The organism is Glutamicibacter soli (genome assembly GCF_003309065.1).
GTDB classification, from domain to species: Bacteria; Actinomycetota; Actinomycetes; order Actinomycetales; family Micrococcaceae; genus Glutamicibacter; species Glutamicibacter soli.
This window is the reverse complement of the sequence record NZ_POAF01000002.1, coordinates 645,654-664,512: the sequence shown is the minus strand read 5'-3', so window position 1 is coordinate 664,512 and position 18,859 is coordinate 645,654. Positions and strand designations below refer to the sequence as shown.

The 18,859-nt window shown below is 64.4% G+C and carries 15 protein-coding genes, 2 tRNA genes and 1 rRNA gene; 11 read left to right on the top strand and 7 right to left on the bottom strand.

The genetic code is table 11. The features are described from left to right. Positions 1 to 661: 661 nt before the first annotated feature. Positions 662 to 778: ribosomal RNA gene (gene rrf, locus C1H84_RS06585) — 5S ribosomal RNA — on the top strand. Positions 779 to 940: 162 nt separating this feature from the next. On the opposite strand, the gene C1H84_RS06580 is transcribed toward rrf, so the two are convergent. The 3 genes from C1H84_RS06580 to C1H84_RS06570 all read right to left on the bottom strand — a co-directional run bounded on the left by C1H84_RS06580 (position 941) and on the right by C1H84_RS06570 (position 4,343). Further along, a complete protein-coding gene (locus C1H84_RS06580) occupies positions 941 to 2,002 on the bottom strand; it encodes an ABC transporter ATP-binding protein (RefSeq protein WP_113606895.1) in 1,062 nt (353 codons plus the stop codon). Between the two features lie 66 nt (positions 2,003 to 2,068). After that, entirely contained in the window at positions 2,069 to 2,848 is a 780-nt protein-coding gene (otsB, locus tag C1H84_RS06575; protein ID WP_181728055.1) for a trehalose-phosphatase, read from the bottom strand. 49 nt (positions 2,849 to 2,897) lie between these two features. Further along, positions 2,898 to 4,343, bottom strand: a complete 1,446-nt coding sequence (locus tag C1H84_RS06570) for an alpha,alpha-trehalose-phosphate synthase (UDP-forming) (protein WP_047118268.1) — start codon at positions 4,341 to 4,343, stop codon at positions 2,898 to 2,900. 420 nt (positions 4,344 to 4,763) lie between these two features. Between C1H84_RS06570 and C1H84_RS06565 the strand changes: the two genes are divergently transcribed. The 5 genes from C1H84_RS06565 (at position 4,764) to C1H84_RS06545 (ending at position 9,746) form a co-directional block, all read left to right on the top strand. Then, complete coding sequence (locus tag C1H84_RS06565; RefSeq protein WP_047118269.1) at positions 4,764 to 5,633, top strand: DsbA family protein; 870 nt, start codon at positions 4,764 to 4,766, stop codon at positions 5,631 to 5,633. Between the two features lie 171 nt (positions 5,634 to 5,804). Beyond that, a tRNA-Thr gene (locus C1H84_RS06560) sits at positions 5,805 to 5,878 on the top strand. 234 nt (positions 5,879 to 6,112) lie between these two features. Beyond that, the gene (locus tag C1H84_RS06555; protein ID WP_047118270.1) at positions 6,113 to 7,063 is read left to right on the top strand and encodes a DUF808 domain-containing protein; all 951 of its coding nucleotides are present in this window, start codon (positions 6,113 to 6,115) and stop codon (positions 7,061 to 7,063) included. Positions 7,064 to 7,167: 104 nt separating this feature from the next. Continuing rightward, positions 7,168 to 8,817, top strand: a complete 1,650-nt coding sequence (locus C1H84_RS06550; protein ID WP_244910827.1) for an HsdM family class I SAM-dependent methyltransferase — start codon at positions 7,168 to 7,170, stop codon at positions 8,815 to 8,817. Positions 8,818 to 8,819: 2 nt separating this feature from the next. Further along, entirely contained in the window at positions 8,820 to 9,746 is a 927-nt protein-coding gene (locus C1H84_RS06545) for a hypothetical protein (protein ID WP_052772240.1), read from the top strand. Here the strand turns inward: C1H84_RS06545 and C1H84_RS06540 are convergent. Further along, the gene (locus tag C1H84_RS06540) at positions 9,743 to 10,438 is read right to left on the bottom strand and encodes a GNAT family N-acetyltransferase (protein WP_047118272.1); all 696 of its coding nucleotides are present in this window, start codon (positions 10,436 to 10,438) and stop codon (positions 9,743 to 9,745) included. The genes C1H84_RS06545 and C1H84_RS06540 overlap by 4 nt on opposite strands. Positions 10,439 to 10,909: 471 nt before the next feature. On the opposite strand from C1H84_RS06540, the gene C1H84_RS06535 reads away from it, so the two are divergent. Continuing rightward, positions 10,910 to 10,983 (top strand) — tRNA-Val (locus C1H84_RS06535). Positions 10,984 to 11,038: 55 nt separating this feature from the next. Here the strand turns inward: C1H84_RS06535 and C1H84_RS06530 are convergent. Further along, positions 11,039 to 12,097: an LLM class flavin-dependent oxidoreductase gene (locus C1H84_RS06530; protein WP_047118273.1), complete on the bottom strand. Its 1,059-nt coding sequence runs from the start codon at positions 12,095 to 12,097 to the stop codon at positions 11,039 to 11,041. A 210-nt stretch (positions 12,098 to 12,307) separates the two neighbouring features. Between C1H84_RS06530 and C1H84_RS06525 the strand changes: the two genes are divergently transcribed. After that, on the top strand, positions 12,308 to 13,978 hold the full coding sequence (locus C1H84_RS06525; RefSeq protein ID WP_047118274.1) for a threonine/serine exporter family protein: 1,671 nt from the start codon (positions 12,308 to 12,310) through the stop codon (positions 13,976 to 13,978). 6 nt (positions 13,979 to 13,984) lie between these two features. Here the strand turns inward: C1H84_RS06525 and C1H84_RS06520 are convergent, their stop codons facing one another. Continuing rightward, positions 13,985 to 14,758: a uracil-DNA glycosylase gene (locus C1H84_RS06520; protein WP_306462527.1), complete on the bottom strand. Its 774-nt coding sequence runs from the start codon at positions 14,756 to 14,758 to the stop codon at positions 13,985 to 13,987. Positions 14,759 to 14,915: 157 nt separating this feature from the next. Between C1H84_RS06520 and C1H84_RS06515 the strand changes: the two genes are divergently transcribed. From C1H84_RS06515 to groL, 3 genes are all read left to right on the top strand, one after another. Continuing rightward, entirely contained in the window at positions 14,916 to 15,206 is a 291-nt protein-coding gene (locus tag C1H84_RS06515) for a DUF3263 domain-containing protein (protein ID WP_047118275.1), read from the top strand. Positions 15,207 to 15,252: 46 nt separating this feature from the next. Then, positions 15,253 to 15,864, top strand: a complete 612-nt coding sequence (locus C1H84_RS06510; RefSeq protein WP_047118276.1) for a LytR C-terminal domain-containing protein — start codon at positions 15,253 to 15,255, stop codon at positions 15,862 to 15,864. A gap of 297 nt (positions 15,865 to 16,161) precedes the next feature. Then, entirely contained in the window at positions 16,162 to 17,796 is a 1,635-nt protein-coding gene (groL, locus tag C1H84_RS06505) for a chaperonin GroEL (protein WP_047118277.1), read from the top strand. Positions 17,797 to 17,892: 96 nt separating this feature from the next. On the opposite strand, the gene C1H84_RS06500 is transcribed toward groL, so the two are convergent. Further along, on the bottom strand, positions 17,893 to 18,789 hold the full coding sequence (locus tag C1H84_RS06500) for a DUF4031 domain-containing protein (protein ID WP_113606892.1): 897 nt from the start codon (positions 18,787 to 18,789) through the stop codon (positions 17,893 to 17,895). Positions 18,790 to 18,859 lie beyond the last annotated feature (70 nt).

Here is an 18,859-nt window from a genome sequence, read left to right as displayed (position 1 = left end):
GGCGGGTGGTCTGGCCGGGACGGCCTGCCGGTGGGGTGGGGGAGCGGTGGCTCCCCCCTTTTTTGTTGTTTAAGCGGGGGTTTTGGGTGGCGGCGCGGTGCCTTCTGGGCGGTTTGGGGTGCTGTCCTGCGGCCGGCCCCGTGGGGATGGCGTGGGGCAAGGGAAGCGCTGCCGGGGCCGCGGCGCGGTGCGGTTGGCTGCGGAGCGGGGAAGAGCCCGGACCACAACAAAACCCCTGATTTCGAATCGCTAGTCCTTTCACGGCCTTCGTGCTTGCCGCCATTGGGATGAATGGCTCGCAGCGGCAGTGGTGGTAGCAGACTTCACCCATCCTTGCTTCACTGCGTAGTTGTGCTGGCTTTGCCGTTCCTGGGTACATGGCAAACCATCCGCGCTGCCGCTGGCGCGCACCCACGCCGCTCTCAAGCTCCAATCCAGAGCCGGACCGGCATGGATTGCCAGGCGCTGTATCGTGGCCGGAGACTGGCGTCTGAGGCCTTCTGGAAGCTTAGATCGCCAGAAGGCATCTATGGCGAAGGCCACGTTGCCGAAAGAGTTCCTCGATTGGCGCGGAGGGCGGAGATCCTGCTATAGTTATGGAGTTGTCGCAATCGCGAATGACACCGTAGTTTTCCCACGGCCAAGCTGTGCGGGTTAGAGTTACGGCGATCATAGCGTGGGGGAAACGCCCGGTCCCATACCGAACCCGGAAGCTAAGACCCACTGCGCCGATGGTACTGCACTCGGGAGGGTGTGGGAGAGTAGGTCATCGCCGGGCACAATGTGCCGAAGGCCCCGAGATATCTCGGGGCCTTCGATGTTTAACAAGTCGATAAGGGTAGTGAGGCTGGGTCAGCAGCCGCCGGAGATGCCGACGATGACCAAGGGCTCGGATCCTCATGGATCCGAGCCCTTGGTCATGCGTCAGAGTCTTTGCGGACTAGCCAAGTCGCAGACCGGTTTCCGTATCGAACAGGTGCACATGCTGCAGCTTCGGTGCGATGTTCAGCCGCTGGCCACGGGCCGGTGGGGTGCGGCCATCAACGCGGACAACGATGGTCTGCGGGCGGCCTGCCAGCTCGGCGGTTGCGTAGACATAGGCATCGGCGCCAAGCTCTTCGACGACGTCGATGGTGATCTCCACACCCTCGCCTTCGCCAACGAACTCGATGTCTTCAGGTCGGATGCCCAGCGTAGTGCCGCCTGCAGCGCCTGGCGCGCTCAGGACGGTATTGCCGAACTCTACTTGGCCATTGCTCGCTTCCAGCTGCACGAGGTTCATGGCTGGCGAACCGATGAAGCCTGCAACGAAGACGTTGCGCGGACGGTCGTACAGTTCGCGGGGAGTCCCGACCTGCTGCAATTCACCGTCCTTGAGCACCGCGACGCGGTCGCCCATGGTCAGCGCCTCGACCTGGTCGTGGGTCACGTACACGGTAGTGACACCCAGGCGGCGGGTGAGCGACGCGATCTGGGTACGGGTCTGGACCCGCAGCTTGGCATCGAGGTTCGACAGCGGTTCATCCATCAGGAAGACCTGGGGGGAGCGCACGATGGCACGGCCCATGGCCACACGCTGGCGCTGGCCACCGGAGAGGGCCTTCGGCTTGCGGTCTAGATACTGCTCCAGATCGAGAAGCTGTGCGGCTTCCTTCACACGGCGGGCTCGTTCGACCTTGTCGACGCCGGCGATTTTCAGGGCGAAGCCCATGTTCTCGGCGACGGTCATGTGCGGGTAGAGCGCGTAGTTCTGGAAGACCATGGCGATGTCGCGGTCCTTCGGCGGAACGTTGGTCACGTCCTTGTCGCCGATGAGGATGCGGCCGGAGTTGACTTCCTCCAGGCCGGCAAGCATGCGCAGGGTGGTTGACTTGCCGCAACCCGAGGGGCCGACCAGAACCAGGAATTCGCCGTCGGCGATCTCCAGGTCGATTTCGTCGACGGATGGCACAAGAGCGCCCGGGTAAATACGGGTGGCCTTATCAAAGGTCACAGTTGCCATAACGACAATCCTTTCACGGGCAGGTACGTGCCCGACGATCCGAAGTGAAAGTGAATTGGGACACCGTTAGTTTCGCATGGAAATCAGACTTTTCAAAAGATCCGGGATATCGAACGGGGAATCAATACGCTGCGTCGCCGCCGTGTCCCCGCTGCCGACCTTGATTCCGAGGTCGTTTTCGGTCAGCACCTTGAAGCCGTTTTCGTCGGTGACGTCGTCTCCGATGAAGAGCACCGACTGGACATCCAGGGTGCGGCGCAGCCAAGCCAGCGCCTCGCCCTTGTGGGCGTTGAGCACCGAGGCTTCAAGCACCGCCTTGCCCGACATCAGCTTGACGCCCTCCAGCTCCTGCAGCGATTCCAGCGCTTCGGCCATGGCCGCCTGCGCGGCCTGAGGACTGGCCTGGCGGACATGCAGCACGGTGGCCGAGGGCTTGAATTCCAGGTTCACGTTCTCGTGCCTGTCCGCGATCGCCTGCAGCCGGCCGGTCAGGGTGCCCAGCAGCTGCGTCTGGTCGAGGCTGAGCGGCGCGTCGGACCAGCCGTTCGAGAACTGCTCGGGGACCAGCCGTTCGGCCCCGTGGGACCCGATGCGGATGGCCGGCAGCGGCTCCGGGTACACCTCGGCCAGGGACTGCAGATTGCGTCCGGAGATCACCGCGGTGTAAACGCCGGCCATTCGTCCCAGCTGCTCCACCAGCACGGCGGATTCGGGCAGCGGCCTGGCATCCTGCGGCCGGTCGACCAGCGGTGAGAGCGTTCCATCGAAATCGAGCGCGACCAGCACCCGGGGATGGCGGGCGAAATCCTGCAGCGCACCGGAGAGCTGCGGCGAAAGAGGTGACACGTGCTTAAGCCATCCTTCGGGGGCGGTAGTTTCGGCGGTTTGCGGCAAGTTAGGTGCGGGCAACATTCTCCTTGGCCGGAACGGATTTCGAGTTGATGTCTGCCAGCTCCGACAGGAAACGATCAGACCAGCCGGCCACGTCGAATTCCTCCAGATGGTGGTTCATGCGCTTCATGCGCTTGGCCTGTTCGGCCTCGTCCATGTTGACTGCCTCCATAATCTTGACCTTCATGCCGTCAATGTCATGGGGGTTGACCAGCACCGACTGGGTCAGCTGGTCGGCGGCGCCGGTGAACTCGGAGAGCACCAGCACGCCCCGCCCGTCCTGGTGCGCTGCCACGTATTCCTTGGCGACCAGGTTCATACCGTCGCGCAAGGCAGTGACCAGCAGGACGTCTGCCGCAAGGTACAGGGAAATCATTTCGCGCAGGGGATAGGAATGGTGCAGGTAGCGCAGCGTAGTGTGGCTGAGCGTATCGTGCTGGCCGGTGATCTGGCCGACCATCAGTTCTACCTGATCGCGCAGTTCCATGTACGAACCGACGTTTTCGCGGCTGGGGCTTGCCACTTGGATCAGGCATACCTCGCCGGCGTGGAGCTGTTCGTCTGCCAGCAGCTCGCCGTAGGCCTTGAGCCGGTGGCGGATACCCTTGGTGTAGTCCAGCCTGTCCACGCCGAGCATGATGGTTTTCGGGTTTCCCAATTCATGCCGGATCTGCGCGGCTCGCGCAATGATCTGCGGATCCCGGGACAGCCGCTGGATCTGTTCATAGTCGATGGAGATCGGGTGGGCGTCGGCGCGGCAGATATTCTGCAGGTCGTTGTCCAAGGAAGGGGTCGCCTCACGTCCCTTGGTTTGGTAGTCCGTGAATCGGCGCAGGCTTCGCAGGAAGTTGGTCGCGTCGGTTTCGCGCTGGAAACCGACCAGGTCGGCACCGGCCAAACCCTGCAAAATCTGCTTGCGCCACGGCAGCTGCGCGAACAAGCTCGCGGCGGGGAAGGGAATATGCAGGAAGAAACCGATCTTGAGGTCAGGACGGGCCAAGCGTAGCAGACGCGGCACGAGTTGCAACTGGTAGTCGTGCACCCACACCGTGGCGTTGGGCGCCGCGATCCGCAGCACCGCGTCGGCAAAGCGCTGGTTGATTTTTTGGTATCTGTCCCACCAGGTGCGGTGGTACGACGGCGGAACGATGACGTCGTGGTAGAGCGGCCACAGAGTCGAGTTCGAGAAACCTTCGTAGTAGAGCTCGAGGTCGTCTTCGCTTAGCGGCACCGGCACCAGATGGATACCGTCCTTGTCGAAGCTGTCCAGCTCTTCATCAATTCCGCCGTGCCAGCCAACCCATGCTCCTTCCGAAGCGGACATGACGGGTTCCAGTGCGGTGACCAGTCCTCCGGGTGCGCGCTGGAATCCCTGGGTGCCGTCCGGGTTTGTGACCCGGTCAACCGGCAAGCGATTGGCAACAACGACGAAGTCGGATGTACTAGCCATGTGGCCATCTTGTATCGAGCTACTCACGACAAACTCCTGGCTTAACCTTCAACCTGCAAACCGGCCGTTTAGCGATCCCCGGATTGGTGCGAATCCCTGCCCTGCAAGTTCATTGACTTATGCCTTGAGCCTAGTGAAATATCAGGGTCAACGGAATTATGTTCAGGATTTACTCCGATAGTGACGTAAACAACCACATTGAACTGGTCAAGCACAGTCGTGTATCGAGGCCTGCCTGATGCAACAATTCCACCGGACGCGCTATGTGGCTTAAGACCGGGCTTTGGCGGCAATTTGAGGAGTATATGCGCCTCCTGTGAAGGTGCGGGATTATCAATGAACTAGGTAGACCGGGTCCCGGCATTGGCTAAACTTGATTGCAGATGACAGTATTCCGCTGAGCAAGGAACCATTAAATTTATGTCTACGAATAATCCGCGGCCGTCGAAGGCTGAGCGTACGGCAAGCGCCCGCGAGAAGGCTTCGCAGATGCGCGCCGCACAGGAAGCAGCCGCCAAGCGCAAGTCGCTGTTCGTCAAGCTTGGCGTGCTGGGTGCCGTGATCCTTGTGATCGCCCTGGTAGTTACCCTGATCGTGCAGAACAACAATGCCAAGGTTGCCGATTCCGGCGCCGTTCCTGCGGGCGGCAACGCCGCTGGCGGCATTCTGGTCACTTCCCCGACCACCCTGGGTGAGCGCACCGTGGAGAATGTCGACGTGAAGTCCCTCGAAGTCCCTGCCCAGCAACCGGCAACCCCGGAACCCCGCGACCTGACCGTGGGGAAAAAGGGCGAACCGGTCAATATCACCATGTACGCCGACGTGAATTGCGTCCACTGCGCGGACTTCGAGGCCACCTATGGCCCGCAGATCAACGAGTGGCTGGCGGCCGGCGACATCACCGTGGACTACCGCAACGTCGGATACCTCGACGGCGGCTCGCCGACCAACTTCTCCTCGCGCGGTGCCAACGCGCTGGCCTGCGTTGCCAACGACAACCCGGCAGCGTACATGCCATTCGTGACCGCGATCTGGGGCCACTACCAGCAGGGTGAAATGAAGAACGCCCAGCTGGCCGAGATGGCGATCGCCGCCGGTGCCAGCGACAAGGTCACCAGCTGCATCGAAGACGGCACCTTCCGTCCGTTCGTCCAGTACACGACCGACGTGGCCAAGTACGACGGCGTAAGCGGCACCCCGACCTTGGTGGTCCAGGGCAAGGTCCTGGATCTGGCCAAGGACGATTTCCCGACCGTGGTGAACGCAGCCATCGAGGCGAACAAGAAGTAAATCCGCTCGGGTCGGCGGAGAACGGATGCGGATCGGGTAGAATTCCATATTGATCTCGCGCCAAGACCGGAGGGGAGAAAGCCAGCGACGGCTTTCTCCCCTCCGGCATTTAAGACGGCGACGGGCTCAATTCGCACAGTGGCCGGGTTCTCCGATATTCTTATGCGGTACGCCCCCTTAGCTCAGCTGGCCAGAGCGTCTGTCTTGTAAACTGAAGGTCACCGGTTCGAATCCGGTAGGGGGCTCGAACAAATCCTCGGAGTTCTGCATGAGCGCAGGTCTTCCGGGGATTTTTTGCTGACTGCGGCTTTTCCCGGCTCGCCGGTGCCGGTCCGAACCCGGCAAACGTGCCTAACCACTCGCTGGAAGTTGGATGAAATAGGGCGTGGCCCACGTCGTCCTCGGTAAAATTGGACCAAAGGTATTTTCCCGTGCGCGGATCCGCGCGACCGGGGACCACAATTACAAGGAGACCAATCATGGCCGGTGGCCTAGTAGCCCTGCTGGATGATGTAGCCGCGCTGGTCAAGGTCACGGCCGCGTCGCTGGACGACATCGCGCTCGGAGCGGCCAAGGCCAGCACCAAAGCCATGGGCGTGGTGATTGACGACGCTGCGGTCACCCCGCAGTACGTCGACGGAATTTCTCCCAAGCGCGAGCTGCCGATCATCTGGAAGATCGCGGTAGGCTCCATCCGCAACAAGCTGCTGTTCATCCTGCCGGCCATCTTGCTGCTGTCCACTTTCCTTCCCTGGGCGCTCACCCCGATCCTCATGATCGGCGGCGCCTACCTGGTGTTCGAAGGCGCGGAGAAGATCCTCGAGGCCATGGGGCTGATCGGCCATCACGGCGCCGCCGAGGACGGCAAGGTCCGCGACGAAAAGGTGATCATCGGCTCGGCGACGCGCACCGACTTCGTGCTCTCGGCCGAGATCATGGTGATCTCGCTCAACGAGGTGGCCCACGAACCGTTCCTGACCCGGGCGCTGATCCTGGTCGCGGTGGCTTTCCTGATGACCGTCCTGGTGTACGGGGCCGTGGGCCTGATCGTGAAGATGGACGACATTGGCCTGGTGCTGGCCCAGAAGCAGCGCCAGTTCTCGCAGAAGCTCGGCCGCGGCCTGGTCAAGGGCATGCCGATCGTGATGTCGGTGCTGAGCAAGGTCGGCGTGGTCGCGATGCTCTGGGTCGGCGGGCACCTGTTGCTGACCGGCATGGACGAGCTGGGCTGGCACGCGCCGTACGGCTTCGTGCACCACGTCGAGATGCTGGTCCACGACGCCTCCGGTGCCGCTGGGGGCGTGCTGGGGTGGCTGGTCAACACCGCTTTCTCCTGCTTGGCCGGACTGATCATCGGCTCGTTGCTGACAGTCGTCATCCTCGGGATCAAGAAGCTGCTGGGCAAGAACAAGCCGGCCGCGGCGCACTAGCTATTGCCGCCGCGCAGCGTGCGTAGAATTATTGGATCGCCTCCGAAGGCCAAGCTCCTCGGCCCGGCCATTCTGTCCGGATGCCATGGAAAGATCGATGTGTGTTGAGTAGAGAACAGACCAAGCAGGACCCCGCAGGGCGCCACGCCCGCGGTGCGTACTTCACTCCGGAACCCGTCGCACGCTTCATGGCCCAGTGGGCGCTGGGCGAGCACGGGCACCGGGTGCTTGAGCCTTCCTGCGGCGAGGCGCAGTTCCTCGCCGCCGCGCATGACATCGTGGACGACGGCCGCGGCTCGGTGGAGCTGTTCGGCATCGAGCTGCACGAGCCCTCGGTGCAGGCAGCCCGTGCGGTGCTGGACCGGCAGGGTGCCGCCGCGCAGATCACCCACGCGAATTTCTTCCATGTCGCCGGGAGCCATGACATGGACGCGGTGATCGGCAACCCGCCCTATGTGCGCTACCAGCTGCACCGCGGCGAGGATCGGAAGCTCTCCCGTGCCGCGGCCCGCGAAGCCGGCGTCGAGCTCAACGAGCTTGCCAGCATCTGGGCGGCCTTCGTGGTGCATGCCACCAGCTTCCTGGCTCCGGGCGCGCGCATGGCCCTGGTGCTGCCGGCCGAGCTCATGTTCGTGAACTATGCGGCCCCGGTGCGCCGGATGCTGCTCGAACGCTTCGAGCGGGTGCACCTGGCGGTCTTCGAGGAACGGCTGTTCGCCGACGCGCAGGAGGAAGTGGTGCTGCTGCTGGCCGAAGGCTACGGCCAGGGCTCCAGCACCGCGCTGCGCCTGCACCAGTTCCGCAACGCCGCGGACCTCGACCGGTTGGGCGAGGGCATCGAGCACACCCCGGCCAGCACCTCGGAGCGCTGGACCGGATCGCTGGTCGGCCTCGAAGCGCAGGGCGTGCTGGAGCAGTCCCTGGCCGCGGGCCGTTTCGCGCCGCTGCAGAGCTGGGGCGAGACCTCGCTGGGCGCGGTGACCGGCAACAACAAGTGGTTCACGCTCTCCCCGGCCCAGGTGAGCGAGCTGGGCTTGGCCCCCGAGGACCTGGTGCGCATCTCGCCTCCGGGTTCCCGGCACCTGCGCGGCCTGGAACTGGACAACGAGCAGTGGGAGCGCCTCGGTGCCCATGGCAGCGCCACCTACCTGTTCCGGCCCGCCGCGCAGCCTTCCGCGGCCGGGCACCGGATGGTTGACGCCGGGCAGGTACTGGCGGTGGACAGCGCCTACAAGTGCCGGGTGCGCAGCCCCTGGTGGCGTGTGCCGCTCTTGTCGGTGCCGGACCTGTTCATGACCTACATGAACGCCGACACCCCGCGGCTGACCGCCAACGAAGCCGCGGTGCACCACATCAACTCGATCCACGGCGTCTACCTGGGCGCCGACGTGCGCGGGCTCGGGCGCGAGCTGCTGCCGCTGGCCTCGCTGAATACGCTGAGCATGCTCGGCGCTGAAATGGTGGGACGCTCCTACGGCGGCGGAATCCTGAAGCTCGAGCCGCGCGAAGCGGACCGGCTTCCGGTGCCTTCGGCCCCGGCAGTGGCGGCCCATGCCCCGGCGTTGCGCGAGATCAAGAACCAGGTGCGCGAGCATCTGGCCCACGGCCGCAAGGCCGAAGCCACCGCGCTGGTCGACGGGATTGTCCTTGAACAGCTGCTGGGCCTGGATCCCGCGGCCATCGCCGCGGTGCACCAGGCCCGCGCCGACATGTTGGATCGCCGGAAGGCACGAAGTAAGACGGTGAAAAACTAGACGTGGCAAACCCTGCGATTGAAAAGACCCTCGCCTTTGCGGAGTTCGACACCACGCTGATGTCCGCCGCCAAGGATTCGCCCTGGATCCGCAGCGGCGCGGTGACCGAGGAATTCAATCCCTCCTACGAGGTGCTCGAACGCCTGCTGAGCATCCCGGTGCGCTCCAAGGCCGCCACCCGCTCCGGGCGCTTCGCCCAGGGCGTGGACACCTGGCTGGCCCACGAACTGCGCCGCGCGGGATTCGACGCCGACCTGGTCTGGCCGCGCACCGAGGCGCCCCGTGTGCTCTCCAAGGACATCCTGGAGCTGCTGCGCCGGCTGCCCGAGCGCCTCTCCGAGGAGGTGCACGAGGCCATCATGGCGGGCAAGGCGGGAAGCACCGACGCCCGGATCCTGGGCCGCGCCTACATGAAGCAGACCGACGTGGTGATGACCCACTGGTCCACCGGGCCGGAGCTGCTGCTGAGCACCAAGGCGATGACCTCCTCATTCGGCAAGAACTTGTCAAACCGCTACGAGGAGGCCTACGGGGACGCCGCGAACCTGCGCGCCCGCTATCCGCTGGCCGCCGTCGGATTCTTCTTCGTCCAGCGCGCCACGATCCTGGAATCCGAGCCGGCGGCCTACCGCCGCACGGTGGACATGATCCGCAAGCTGCGCGATTTCGGAGACGGCTTCGGCTACACCGCCACCGGGCTGCTGCTCGTGGACTGGGACGATGAAGCAGAGAACCCACAGGTCAAGTGCGTGCACTCGCCGGTGCCCGCGGATATCGCCGCGCCGCAGTTCCTCAACGCGATGGTGGACGAGGTCCTGAAGGTCACCCCGATCGACCTGCATGAGGCAGCCCGCGCTCGCCGGGCCGGAGAAGTCGCCCCGCTGCCCGGCCACGAAGCTGTGGATGAGCAGCAGGAAGCGCTCTTCTAGAACGCCGGATCGACGCTGGTGGTTCCCAGCCAGTCGTTGTCCGGGGCCTCCATGCCGAGCCTCGGGAAATGCTGGTCGGCCTCTTCGGCCTCCGGGCCGATGTGCAACGTAGGCACCAGCGAGGGAAGCTGTCCCAGCTCCGCGCCCAGCTCCATGGCCAGCGACGGCGCCGGCTGGGCCTGCACCGGCTGTTCCAACGCCGGCTGCAGCGATACCGGTGCGAGGGAATCCTCGGCCGGCAGGGCAACCAGGACGACGTCCTGCACAGCGGGTTCAGGCTGCGGCAGCCCGGCGGCCCAGGCGCGCGCGGCGTCGGTAGCCCGGTAGATGAATTTGGTCTGCCCGTCCTGCTCGAAGCTACGCTCGCGCTCCCACAGCTCGGAACGTTCGTAGTACGCCCACGAGGCGGGGTTCGCAGAATCGATGATGGTGATCGGCGTGCCTCCGGCGTGCAGCGCGAATTCGAGGCGCATCGACGCGACATGCTGGCGGATGCCCATGCGGCGGTAGTCCGGGCGCACCGCCATGGAGCCGAGCTCGAGCGCGTCCATGGCGCTGGTCGGGGCGATGATCGAATCGTGCACCACCCCGGCGGCGACCAGGAGCTCGCCGTCGCGGACGGTTACGACCGCGCGGGCGCGGTCCATTTTCTGGTGCCAGCGGGCATCGGTCACGGCGTACAGGCCAGCCAATTCAGCACGTTCCGCCTCATTTGGAGACAGGCATGACAAGGCAAAAGTCAGGTTTTCAAACACTGGGGTACGGTCCTAAAAAGCTAAGAACGAACGAAAAAGTGGCTTTGCTTCCCGGAGAAAAATCCGTTCGGCGGTTTCGTTGGCCTTGAGGGGACCGTTGCCGGCGGCTTCCGGCAGCTTCCTTGTAGGGCCCAGTTTGAGCTCGATGAGCTAGAAAAATTATGGGGTCTGAAAGTGCACTTTGACAAGTTGAAACGAGGGCTGCGAAGTGAACTCTAAATAAACGAATTGCCACCGTTTTTCAGTGCTTGTCATCGACCATTTTGGAGATTTTTGATTCCCTCGGCGCGTGGTATTCCTGGCGGTCGAAGCGGCCCGGGGATGGCGCCGATTCGGCACGATTTGGAACGTAGGTCGGAATACGGCTAGGATTATCTAGGTGCTGAACCGGAAACGGACAGCGCAGATGGATCTTTAGCTCAGTTGGTTAGAGCGTTCGCCTCACACGCGAAAGGTCGCTGGTTCGAGTCCAGTAAGATCCACCGGTAAAAAAGCCACCGCAGAAATGCGGTGGCTTTTTCGTATCCGGGCTGGCCGCTAGTTCTGCGAGCCTTCGGTGAGCAGCTCGTAGATCCTCGGCTTGACCTCGGTTCCCAGCATTTCAATGCTCTTCATGAGGTGCTCGTGGGGCAGCGAACCGGCGGAGTACTTGATATCGATGCGGGACAGTCCGAGCGTGCGGACCGCCTTGGCCATCTTTCGTGCCACCGTCTCGGGGCTGCCTGCCATCATGGCGCCCTGCGGACCCATGGCCGCTTGCAGCTGGATGCGGCTGGCAGGACCCCAGCCGCGTTCGGCGCCCAAACGGTTCATGGTGCGCTGGTAGTGCGGCCAGAGCAGCTCCAGCGCTTCTTCGTCGGTATCGGCCACGAGTCCGTGGAAGTGGGCCCCGACCGGCTGTTCCGGTTCGCTGAACTCCTTCAACGCCCGGTGGTACAGGTCGACCAGTGGTTCGAAGGCCGCGGGCTGCCCGCCGATGATGGCCAGGAAGAGCGGCAGGCCATGGCGTGCGGCGCGGATGACTGACTGCGGGCTGCCGCCCACTCCGACCCATGTCGTCAACGGCTTGCCTTCGAGCAGCGGGTAGACCTGCTGGCCGCGCAGGGCCGCTCGGTGGCTGCCGGACCACGACACCGGATCGCCGTGGCGCAACTTGGCCATCAACGCGAGCTTCTCCTCGAAGAGCTCCTCGTAGTCTTCGAGGTCGAGACCGAACAGCGGGAAGGACTCGATGAACGAGCCGCGCCCGGCGATGATTTCCGCGCGGCCGTTGGACAGCGCATCCAGGGTGGCGAAGCGTTCGTACACGCGGACCGGATCGTCGCTGGACAGCACGGTGACTGCGGTGCCGAGCTTGATGTTCTGCGTGGTCGCCGCCAGCGCCGCGAGCACCGTCTCGGGTGAGGAGATCGAGAAGTCATCGCGATGGTGTTCCCCGATCCCGAAGAAGTCGAGTCCGACTTCTTCGGCCTTCTGGCCCTCGGCCAGCACGTTGCGGATCACCTGGGCGTGGGACAGCGGGGTTCCATTGGCGTCCTCGGTGATATCGCCGAAGGTCTCGGCTCCAACCTGCGGAAGTTTCACGGTGGTGTTCATGGGTTCGGCCTCTCGCTATATTGCATGCATATACATCTAATTTCCCACTGGGCGTAACTTGCCCCGCCCCGGAACTATTCCCCCCGGGGGCGTGCCACGCCCGAATGTGTTCGGCGATACGCCGTGATTTGGAGGATTCCCCAGCAACTTCCAGAAGTCGGGTTGTATCGTGATTTACATGCAACATCGAACGTTTCGGGAAGGTGATCCGTGGCGCAGTTGAACAACGACCAGTTCTCCGGAAATCCACGTGGTGCGGGGGACGATCCGGATCCGGCCGTCGGCGCATTGCCGCGGATCAGCACCAGCGAAATCAAGATGGGGCAGCTTGCCGAACCCGAGCATCATGAGGAGCCCACGGCCTCGGAACTGCCGCTGAACACTGCGGTCAGCGCCAGCGTCGCCGCGGCCCCTGCCTCGGACCCCGAATCGCGCACCGGCCGCGTTCACACCACGGACGAAGGCATCACCCTGGTGCCCACGCGGGCGAACCCGGTGGCCCGCAGCCTGCTGGCCAAGATGTGGATTTCCACCTCGCCGCCCACCCAGGCGCTGGACATCGTGGATCGCCTGCAGGGCACCCCCTACGCGAACCCCACGGTCAACAAGGACCAGGACGCGTCGGCCCGCCGCACGCTGGAGTTCGCGCTGGACCTGGGCGAGACACTGATCCGCTACGGCGCCGGCGCGCTGGAAGTGGAAACCAGCATCATCGCGGTGACCGCGGCGCTGGGCCTGAGCTACCTGGACGTGGATATCACCAACCAGTCGCTGCACCTGAACTACAGCCCGCCGGACGCCGAAAGCTACTCGATCCTGCGTGTGGTGCGTTCCTCCACGGCGAACTACGCGGGCCTGGTGCTGGTGCACCAGCTGGTCTCCGACATCATCGCCGGCGGCGTCTCGCGCAGCGAGTCCGCCAAGCGGCTCAAGGCGATCATGCGCAAGCCCAAGCCGTTCCCGCGCTGGATCGTTGCCAGCGGCAACGCGGTGTTCGCGGCGGCCTTCGTGCTGTTCATCGGCGGGTCGTGGCTCGGTGCGCTGGTGGCCATGGGCTCGTCCTCGATCGTCTCGCAGATCGGGCGCTACGGCGCCCGGTGGCGCGTGCCGGCCTTCTTCACCATTGCGGCCTCCACGTTTGTGGTCACGGGCATCGCGCTGGTGAGCTACGAGCTGCATGCGCCCATCGACCCGGCGCTGGTGGTGTCCGGCGGCATCCTGCTGCTGCTTCCTTCCGGGCGGTTCGTCTCCGCTCTGCAGGATGCGATCAATGGGTTCCCGGTGACCTCCGTGGGCCGCCTGTTCTCCGCGGGACTGACCTATACGGCCATCGTCTCCGGCATCTCCACCGCGCTGGTGATCTCCTCGGTGCTGGGCTGGGACAGCGTGGACGTGCACCAGATCGACAAGATCGCCTACCCGGCCTGGCTGCTGGTGATCCTGGTGGCGGTGGCGATCATCGCCGGCGCCGTCACGGAACAGAGCTCGGTGAAGCTGCTGCTGCCCACCGCCGGGATCGCCGTGGGCGGCTACCTGATCCAGCTGTTGTGCGAGTACATCGGGCTGGGCGTCCGGGCCACTCCGGCGGTGGTGGCCACGGTCATCGGCTTCGCGGCGCGCTTCGCGGCGGACAAGCTGCATTCCCCGCAGCTGGTCATCGCGGCTCCAGCGGTCATGTTCCTGCTGCCGGGCCTGATGATCTTCCGCGCGATGTACTCCATCGTGTTCGACTCCAGCGACATGTCCAGCGGCCTGGTGGAGATGTTCAACGCCTTCGCGATCATGCTCTCCATCGCCGGCGGCGTGGTCTTCGGCGACACCCTGTGCCGGCCGCTGACCTCCAGCGCGCGGCGCGAACGGCGGCTGATCCGCCGCCGCTGAATGCGGCTACAGCGCAGGCAACGACCAGTCGATCGGCGGCTGTCCGGATTCGGACAGCCGCCGATTGATTTCGGAGAAGGGCCGCGAGCCGAAGAACCCGCGCGAGGCGGACAGCGGCGAGGGGTGGGCGCTGGCCAGCTGCGGCATCCGGTCCATCAGCCCCGCCAGCTTCTGCGCATGCCTGCCCCAGAGCAGCGCCACCGGAGGGTTCTCGCGCTGGTTCAGCGCGCTGATGGCCGCTTCGACGACCGCGGACCAGCCCAGGCGCTGGTGCGCCCCGGCATGACCCGCCTGGACCGACAGCGACTGGTTCAGCAGCAGAACTCCCTGCTCATGCCAGGCGCTGAGATCCGGGTGGGCTGCCGGGGCAATGCCCAGATCGTCGTTCAGCTCCTTGTAGATATTGGACAGCGACCGGGGCAGCGGACGCACCGAAGCCTGGGCGGCGAAGGCCAAGCCGTTGGCATGGCCCGGGGTCGGATACGGATCCTGTCCGATGAGCACGACGCGCACCTGCGAGCGCGGAATGCGAAGTGCGCGCAACATCACGTGCGGTTCCGGGAGGATCTGCTCTCCGGCGGCGCTGCGTCGTGCCAGTTCAGCGGCGATCTTCCGGAGCTTGCCATCGAGTGGCAGCAGCACCGGGACCCAGTCCTGGGCGATGAATCCGCGCTCCGCCATGGATCTGGCGCCGTGGTGGAAGGGGAAATCCTCCGGCTCGTAGCGGGGGACCGGTACCGGCTCCGGGTCGCCGAACAGGGAGGGCTGCAGGTTGTCCATGGCATCCATTCTGCCGGTATTATGGCGTGGCTGTGCCCGCGGGCGCGGCGCAGCACAGGCGAGTTGGTTAGAATATCGGTGGTATGTCCGCCACTGGCGGAGCAGAACGCAGGGCCGAGACCGGACTTTGCCGGGTGAAGGAAAGAGGTGTGGACGCATGGCTGAGGGTGAAGTGCTGGTGGATTTCGTGATGAATCCCGACTCGGAACTCGATGAGCGTTCCCAGCAGATCCTGAACATGGAAAAGTTGTGGTGGAAGTATGCCGGCGCCAAGGAACAGGCCATTACCAAACAGTTCTCCATGTCGCCGACGAATTACTACCAGCTGCTGAACCAGCTGATTGAGACGGACGCGGCGTTGGCTTACGACCCAATGCTGGTCAAACGCCTGCGTAGGCTTAGGTCTACCAGACGTCGTGTGAGCGGTACCGTCGGCTCCGGACGCTAGTTTCCGGAACCGGCCGCGACCAGTCAGACCTCGAGCAAGGACAAGAATGACCAACTACCCACGTGACGAATTCGATCGCGTTCCGGAGTTCAACACCCGTGTGGGTTCGCACCACGCCAACGGGTGGGCGCAGTCTGCCGCCTCCACGACGTCCGGTGGAAAACTTCGTTGGGTAGTTATTGCAGCAGTGCTTGTCGTCCTGGTGGGCGCATTCGCCTACTTCTTCGGCCCCGGCGGCCTGAAGCCGATTGTCGGCTCCGCCCCGAACCCCACCGAAACCACCTCGGCAGCCCCGAGCGAGGACGCCACCTCCAGCCCGAGCGAAACCGAAAGCGCCACCCCCTCCGCCTCCAGCACCATCGATGATGACGACGTGCTCTTCGGGCAGCTGATCGGCGTCTACAACGGCGCCAGCATCGCAGGCATCGCCTCGGCCGGCGAAGACGCCCTGTCCGAGGCCGGATTCACCAATATCACCGCCAGCAACTGGACCCGCCCGGCCGAGACCTCCACCGTGTACTACACCTCGGAGGCCTATCGCACCACGGCCGAAAAGGCCGCTGAGGTGCTGAATATCGACGAGGTTCTGCAGACCCAGAACATTCCGAACCGGGTGACCGTGGTGATGGGCTCGGACGACACCCTCGAAGTACGCTAACCCCGCAGTATCCAATTGCTTCGCTGTGAGCCGATCAGCTTGCACTCGCAGGGCGAGAGTGCCAATATTTGTATTAGCACTCATGCGTTGCGACTGCTAACGCCGATCGGCTTTTCGCGTTTTAACCGCAGCCGGTCCGGCCTTAGACGTCGCTTCGCAGGGAGCGTGAAGAATACCTCAGATAGCGAGAGCTGACGCGGCTGCAGGCCCGATGCCCAGCCGTTGCACTCGTCCGTCGCGGGCGCTGTCTGTCGGTTGCATTTTCGCAAAATCGTCCCGAAAGGACCGAAAGCCACTATGGCCAAGATGATTGCATTTGACGAGGAAGCACGCCGCGGACTTGAGCGCGGCCTGAACACCCTTGCAGACGCCGTAAAGGTGACCCTGGGCCCACGCGGCCGCAACGTTGTTCTGGAAAAGAAGTGGGGTGCCCCGACGATCACCAACGATGGCGTGTCCATCGCCAAGGAGATCGAGCTCGAGGATCCATACGAGAAGATCGGCGCAGAGCTGGTCAAGGAAGTTGCCAAGAAGACTGACGACGTCGCAGGCGACGGCACCACCACCGCAACCGTTCTCGCCCAGGCACTGGTCAAGGAAGGCCTGCGCAACGTTGCCGCCGGCGCCGACCCGATCGCGCTACGCCGCGGCATCGACAAGGCCGTAGAGGCCGTCACCGCCGAGCTGTTCGCCGCCGCCAAGAAGATCGAGTCCAAGGAGCAGATCGCTGCTACCGCCTCGATCTCCGCAGGCGACCCTGAGATCGGCGGCCTGATCGCCGAGGCTCTCGACAAGGTCGGCGAGCAGGGCGTCATCACCGTTGAGGAGTCCAACACCTTCGGCCTCGAGCTGGAGCTGGCCGAGGGCATGCGCTTCGACAAGGGCTACATCTCCGCATACTTCGTCACCGACGCAGAGCGCCAGGAGACCGTGCTGGAGGACCCATACATCCTCATCGTGAACTCCAAGATCTCCTCGGTCAAGGACATGGTCACCCTGCTGGAGAAGGTCATGCAGTCGAACAAGTCGCTGCTGATCATCGCCGAAGACGTCGAGGGCGAAGCCCTGGCCACCCTGATCCTGAACAAGATCCGCGGCCTGTTCAAGTCCGTTGCCGTCAAGGCTCCGGGCTTCGGCGACCGCCGCAAGGCCATGCTGACCGACATCGCCATCCTGACCGGCGGCCAGGTTGTCTCCGAGGAGATCGGCCTGTCCCTGGACAACGTGGGCCTGGAAGTTCTGGGTACCGCCCGCAAGGTCGTTATCACCAAGGACGAGACCACCATCGTTGAAGGCGGCGGCGAAGCCGACGCCATCGAAGGCCGCAAGGCCCAGATCGCAGCCGAGATCAAGAACACCGACTCGGACTACGACCGCGAGAAGCTGCAGGAGCGCCACGCAAAGCTCTCCGGCGGCGTCGCCGTGCTGAAGGCCGGCGCAGCCACCGAGGTGGAGCTCAAGGAGCGCAAGCACCGCATCGAAGATGCCGTGCGCAACGCCAAGGCAGCAGTGGAAGAGGGCATCGTCGCCGGCGGCGGCGTAGCCCTGATCCAGGCCGGCGCAGCAGCCTTCGAGAAGCTGTCGCTGGAAGGCGACGAGGCAACAGGTGCGAACATCGTGCGCGTCGGCATCGAAGCTCCGCTGAAGCAGATCGCCCTGAACGCCGGCATGGAGCCAGGCGTTGTCGCCGACAAGGTCAAGGGCCTGGCTGCCGGCCACGGCCTGAACGCCGCCACCGGCCAGTACGTCGACCTGCTGGAAGCCGGCGTGAACGATCCTGTAAAGGTGACCCGTTCGGCCCTGCAGAACGCCGCATCGATCGCAGGCCTGTTCCTGACTACCGAAGCCGTTGTCGCGGACAAGCCAGCTCCTGCCGGCGCCGCACCAGCCGGTGACGACATGGGTGGCATGGGCGGCATGGGCGGCTTCTAAGCTTCCCCGCCCGGCTCGGCACCCCGCCGAGACTACCTGGTGCCTGTGGCCCGTTTCCCCTGGGGAAACGGGCCACAGGCCGTTAAAAGCCGGAAGCTATTCGCCGAGCCAGCCGCGCAGCACTGAGATCTCCGCGCCGACGTTGCTGCGGGCCGCGTTTTCCCAGCGGTCGATGCCACGCACGGTGCTGTAGATGTTGTCCTTCTCCAGCAGCGAGCCCAGCACCTTGATCCGTCCGGCAGCCAGGGCCGGGCGCGGGAAATGCGCGTACTCCTGGTAGATCGCCTGGGCATAGCGCTGGTAGGCCGGCTGCGGGCGGGCCAGCACCTCAAGATCCGCATCGCACAGGATCCGGCCCAGGCGTTCGTGGTCGCCGGGGGAGTGCCCTGCGGTGAGCAGGATCAGTTCGCTGACCCTGGACACCGCCCCGGGGCTCAGCAGCCCGTAGAGGCGCTCGCGGGCAAGGATCGCGGACTTGGCCTCGTCGTCCGAGGCTCCGTGGTACACCGCGTCGTGGAACCAGGCGGCCAGCTGCAGCAGCATGCGCTCCTCGCCGTCGGCCTGGTCCTTCGCCAGCCAATCCAAGGCCTCCAGCACGGACAGCAGGTGGACCCTGTCGTGGTATCTGCGATGCGACTGCGACCAGCGTTCCAGCAGCTCGCGGCCCAGCTGGGGTTCGGTGGGCAGAGTTCGGGCCCAACGGCGGGACAGCACCGGTCCCAGCTTTTCCGGGCGGTACTTGGCCGGGATGCGCAGCCCGGAGGCGATCAGCGCCCGAGCCAGGTCGCCGGCCGAAACCTCGTGCGCGCCGTCCCGCACCAGCTCGGCATAGCGGGACTGCGGCACGTCGTAGTGGTCCCTGTCGAACGCGCGCTCGGGTAGCTGGTGCGCACGGGCAAAGGCATGCAGTTCATCGAGCGTCGCATCGGAAACCAGATGCGAAAAGAGCGTTCCATGGGCAGGCCATGACGGTGGGTCGATCAGGATGCTCATAGGCTCTAGCCTACGTGTTGGTAACGGTTTTGAAGTCCCGTTCGGGGGCCCTGGGCACGGGTGGGCAAAG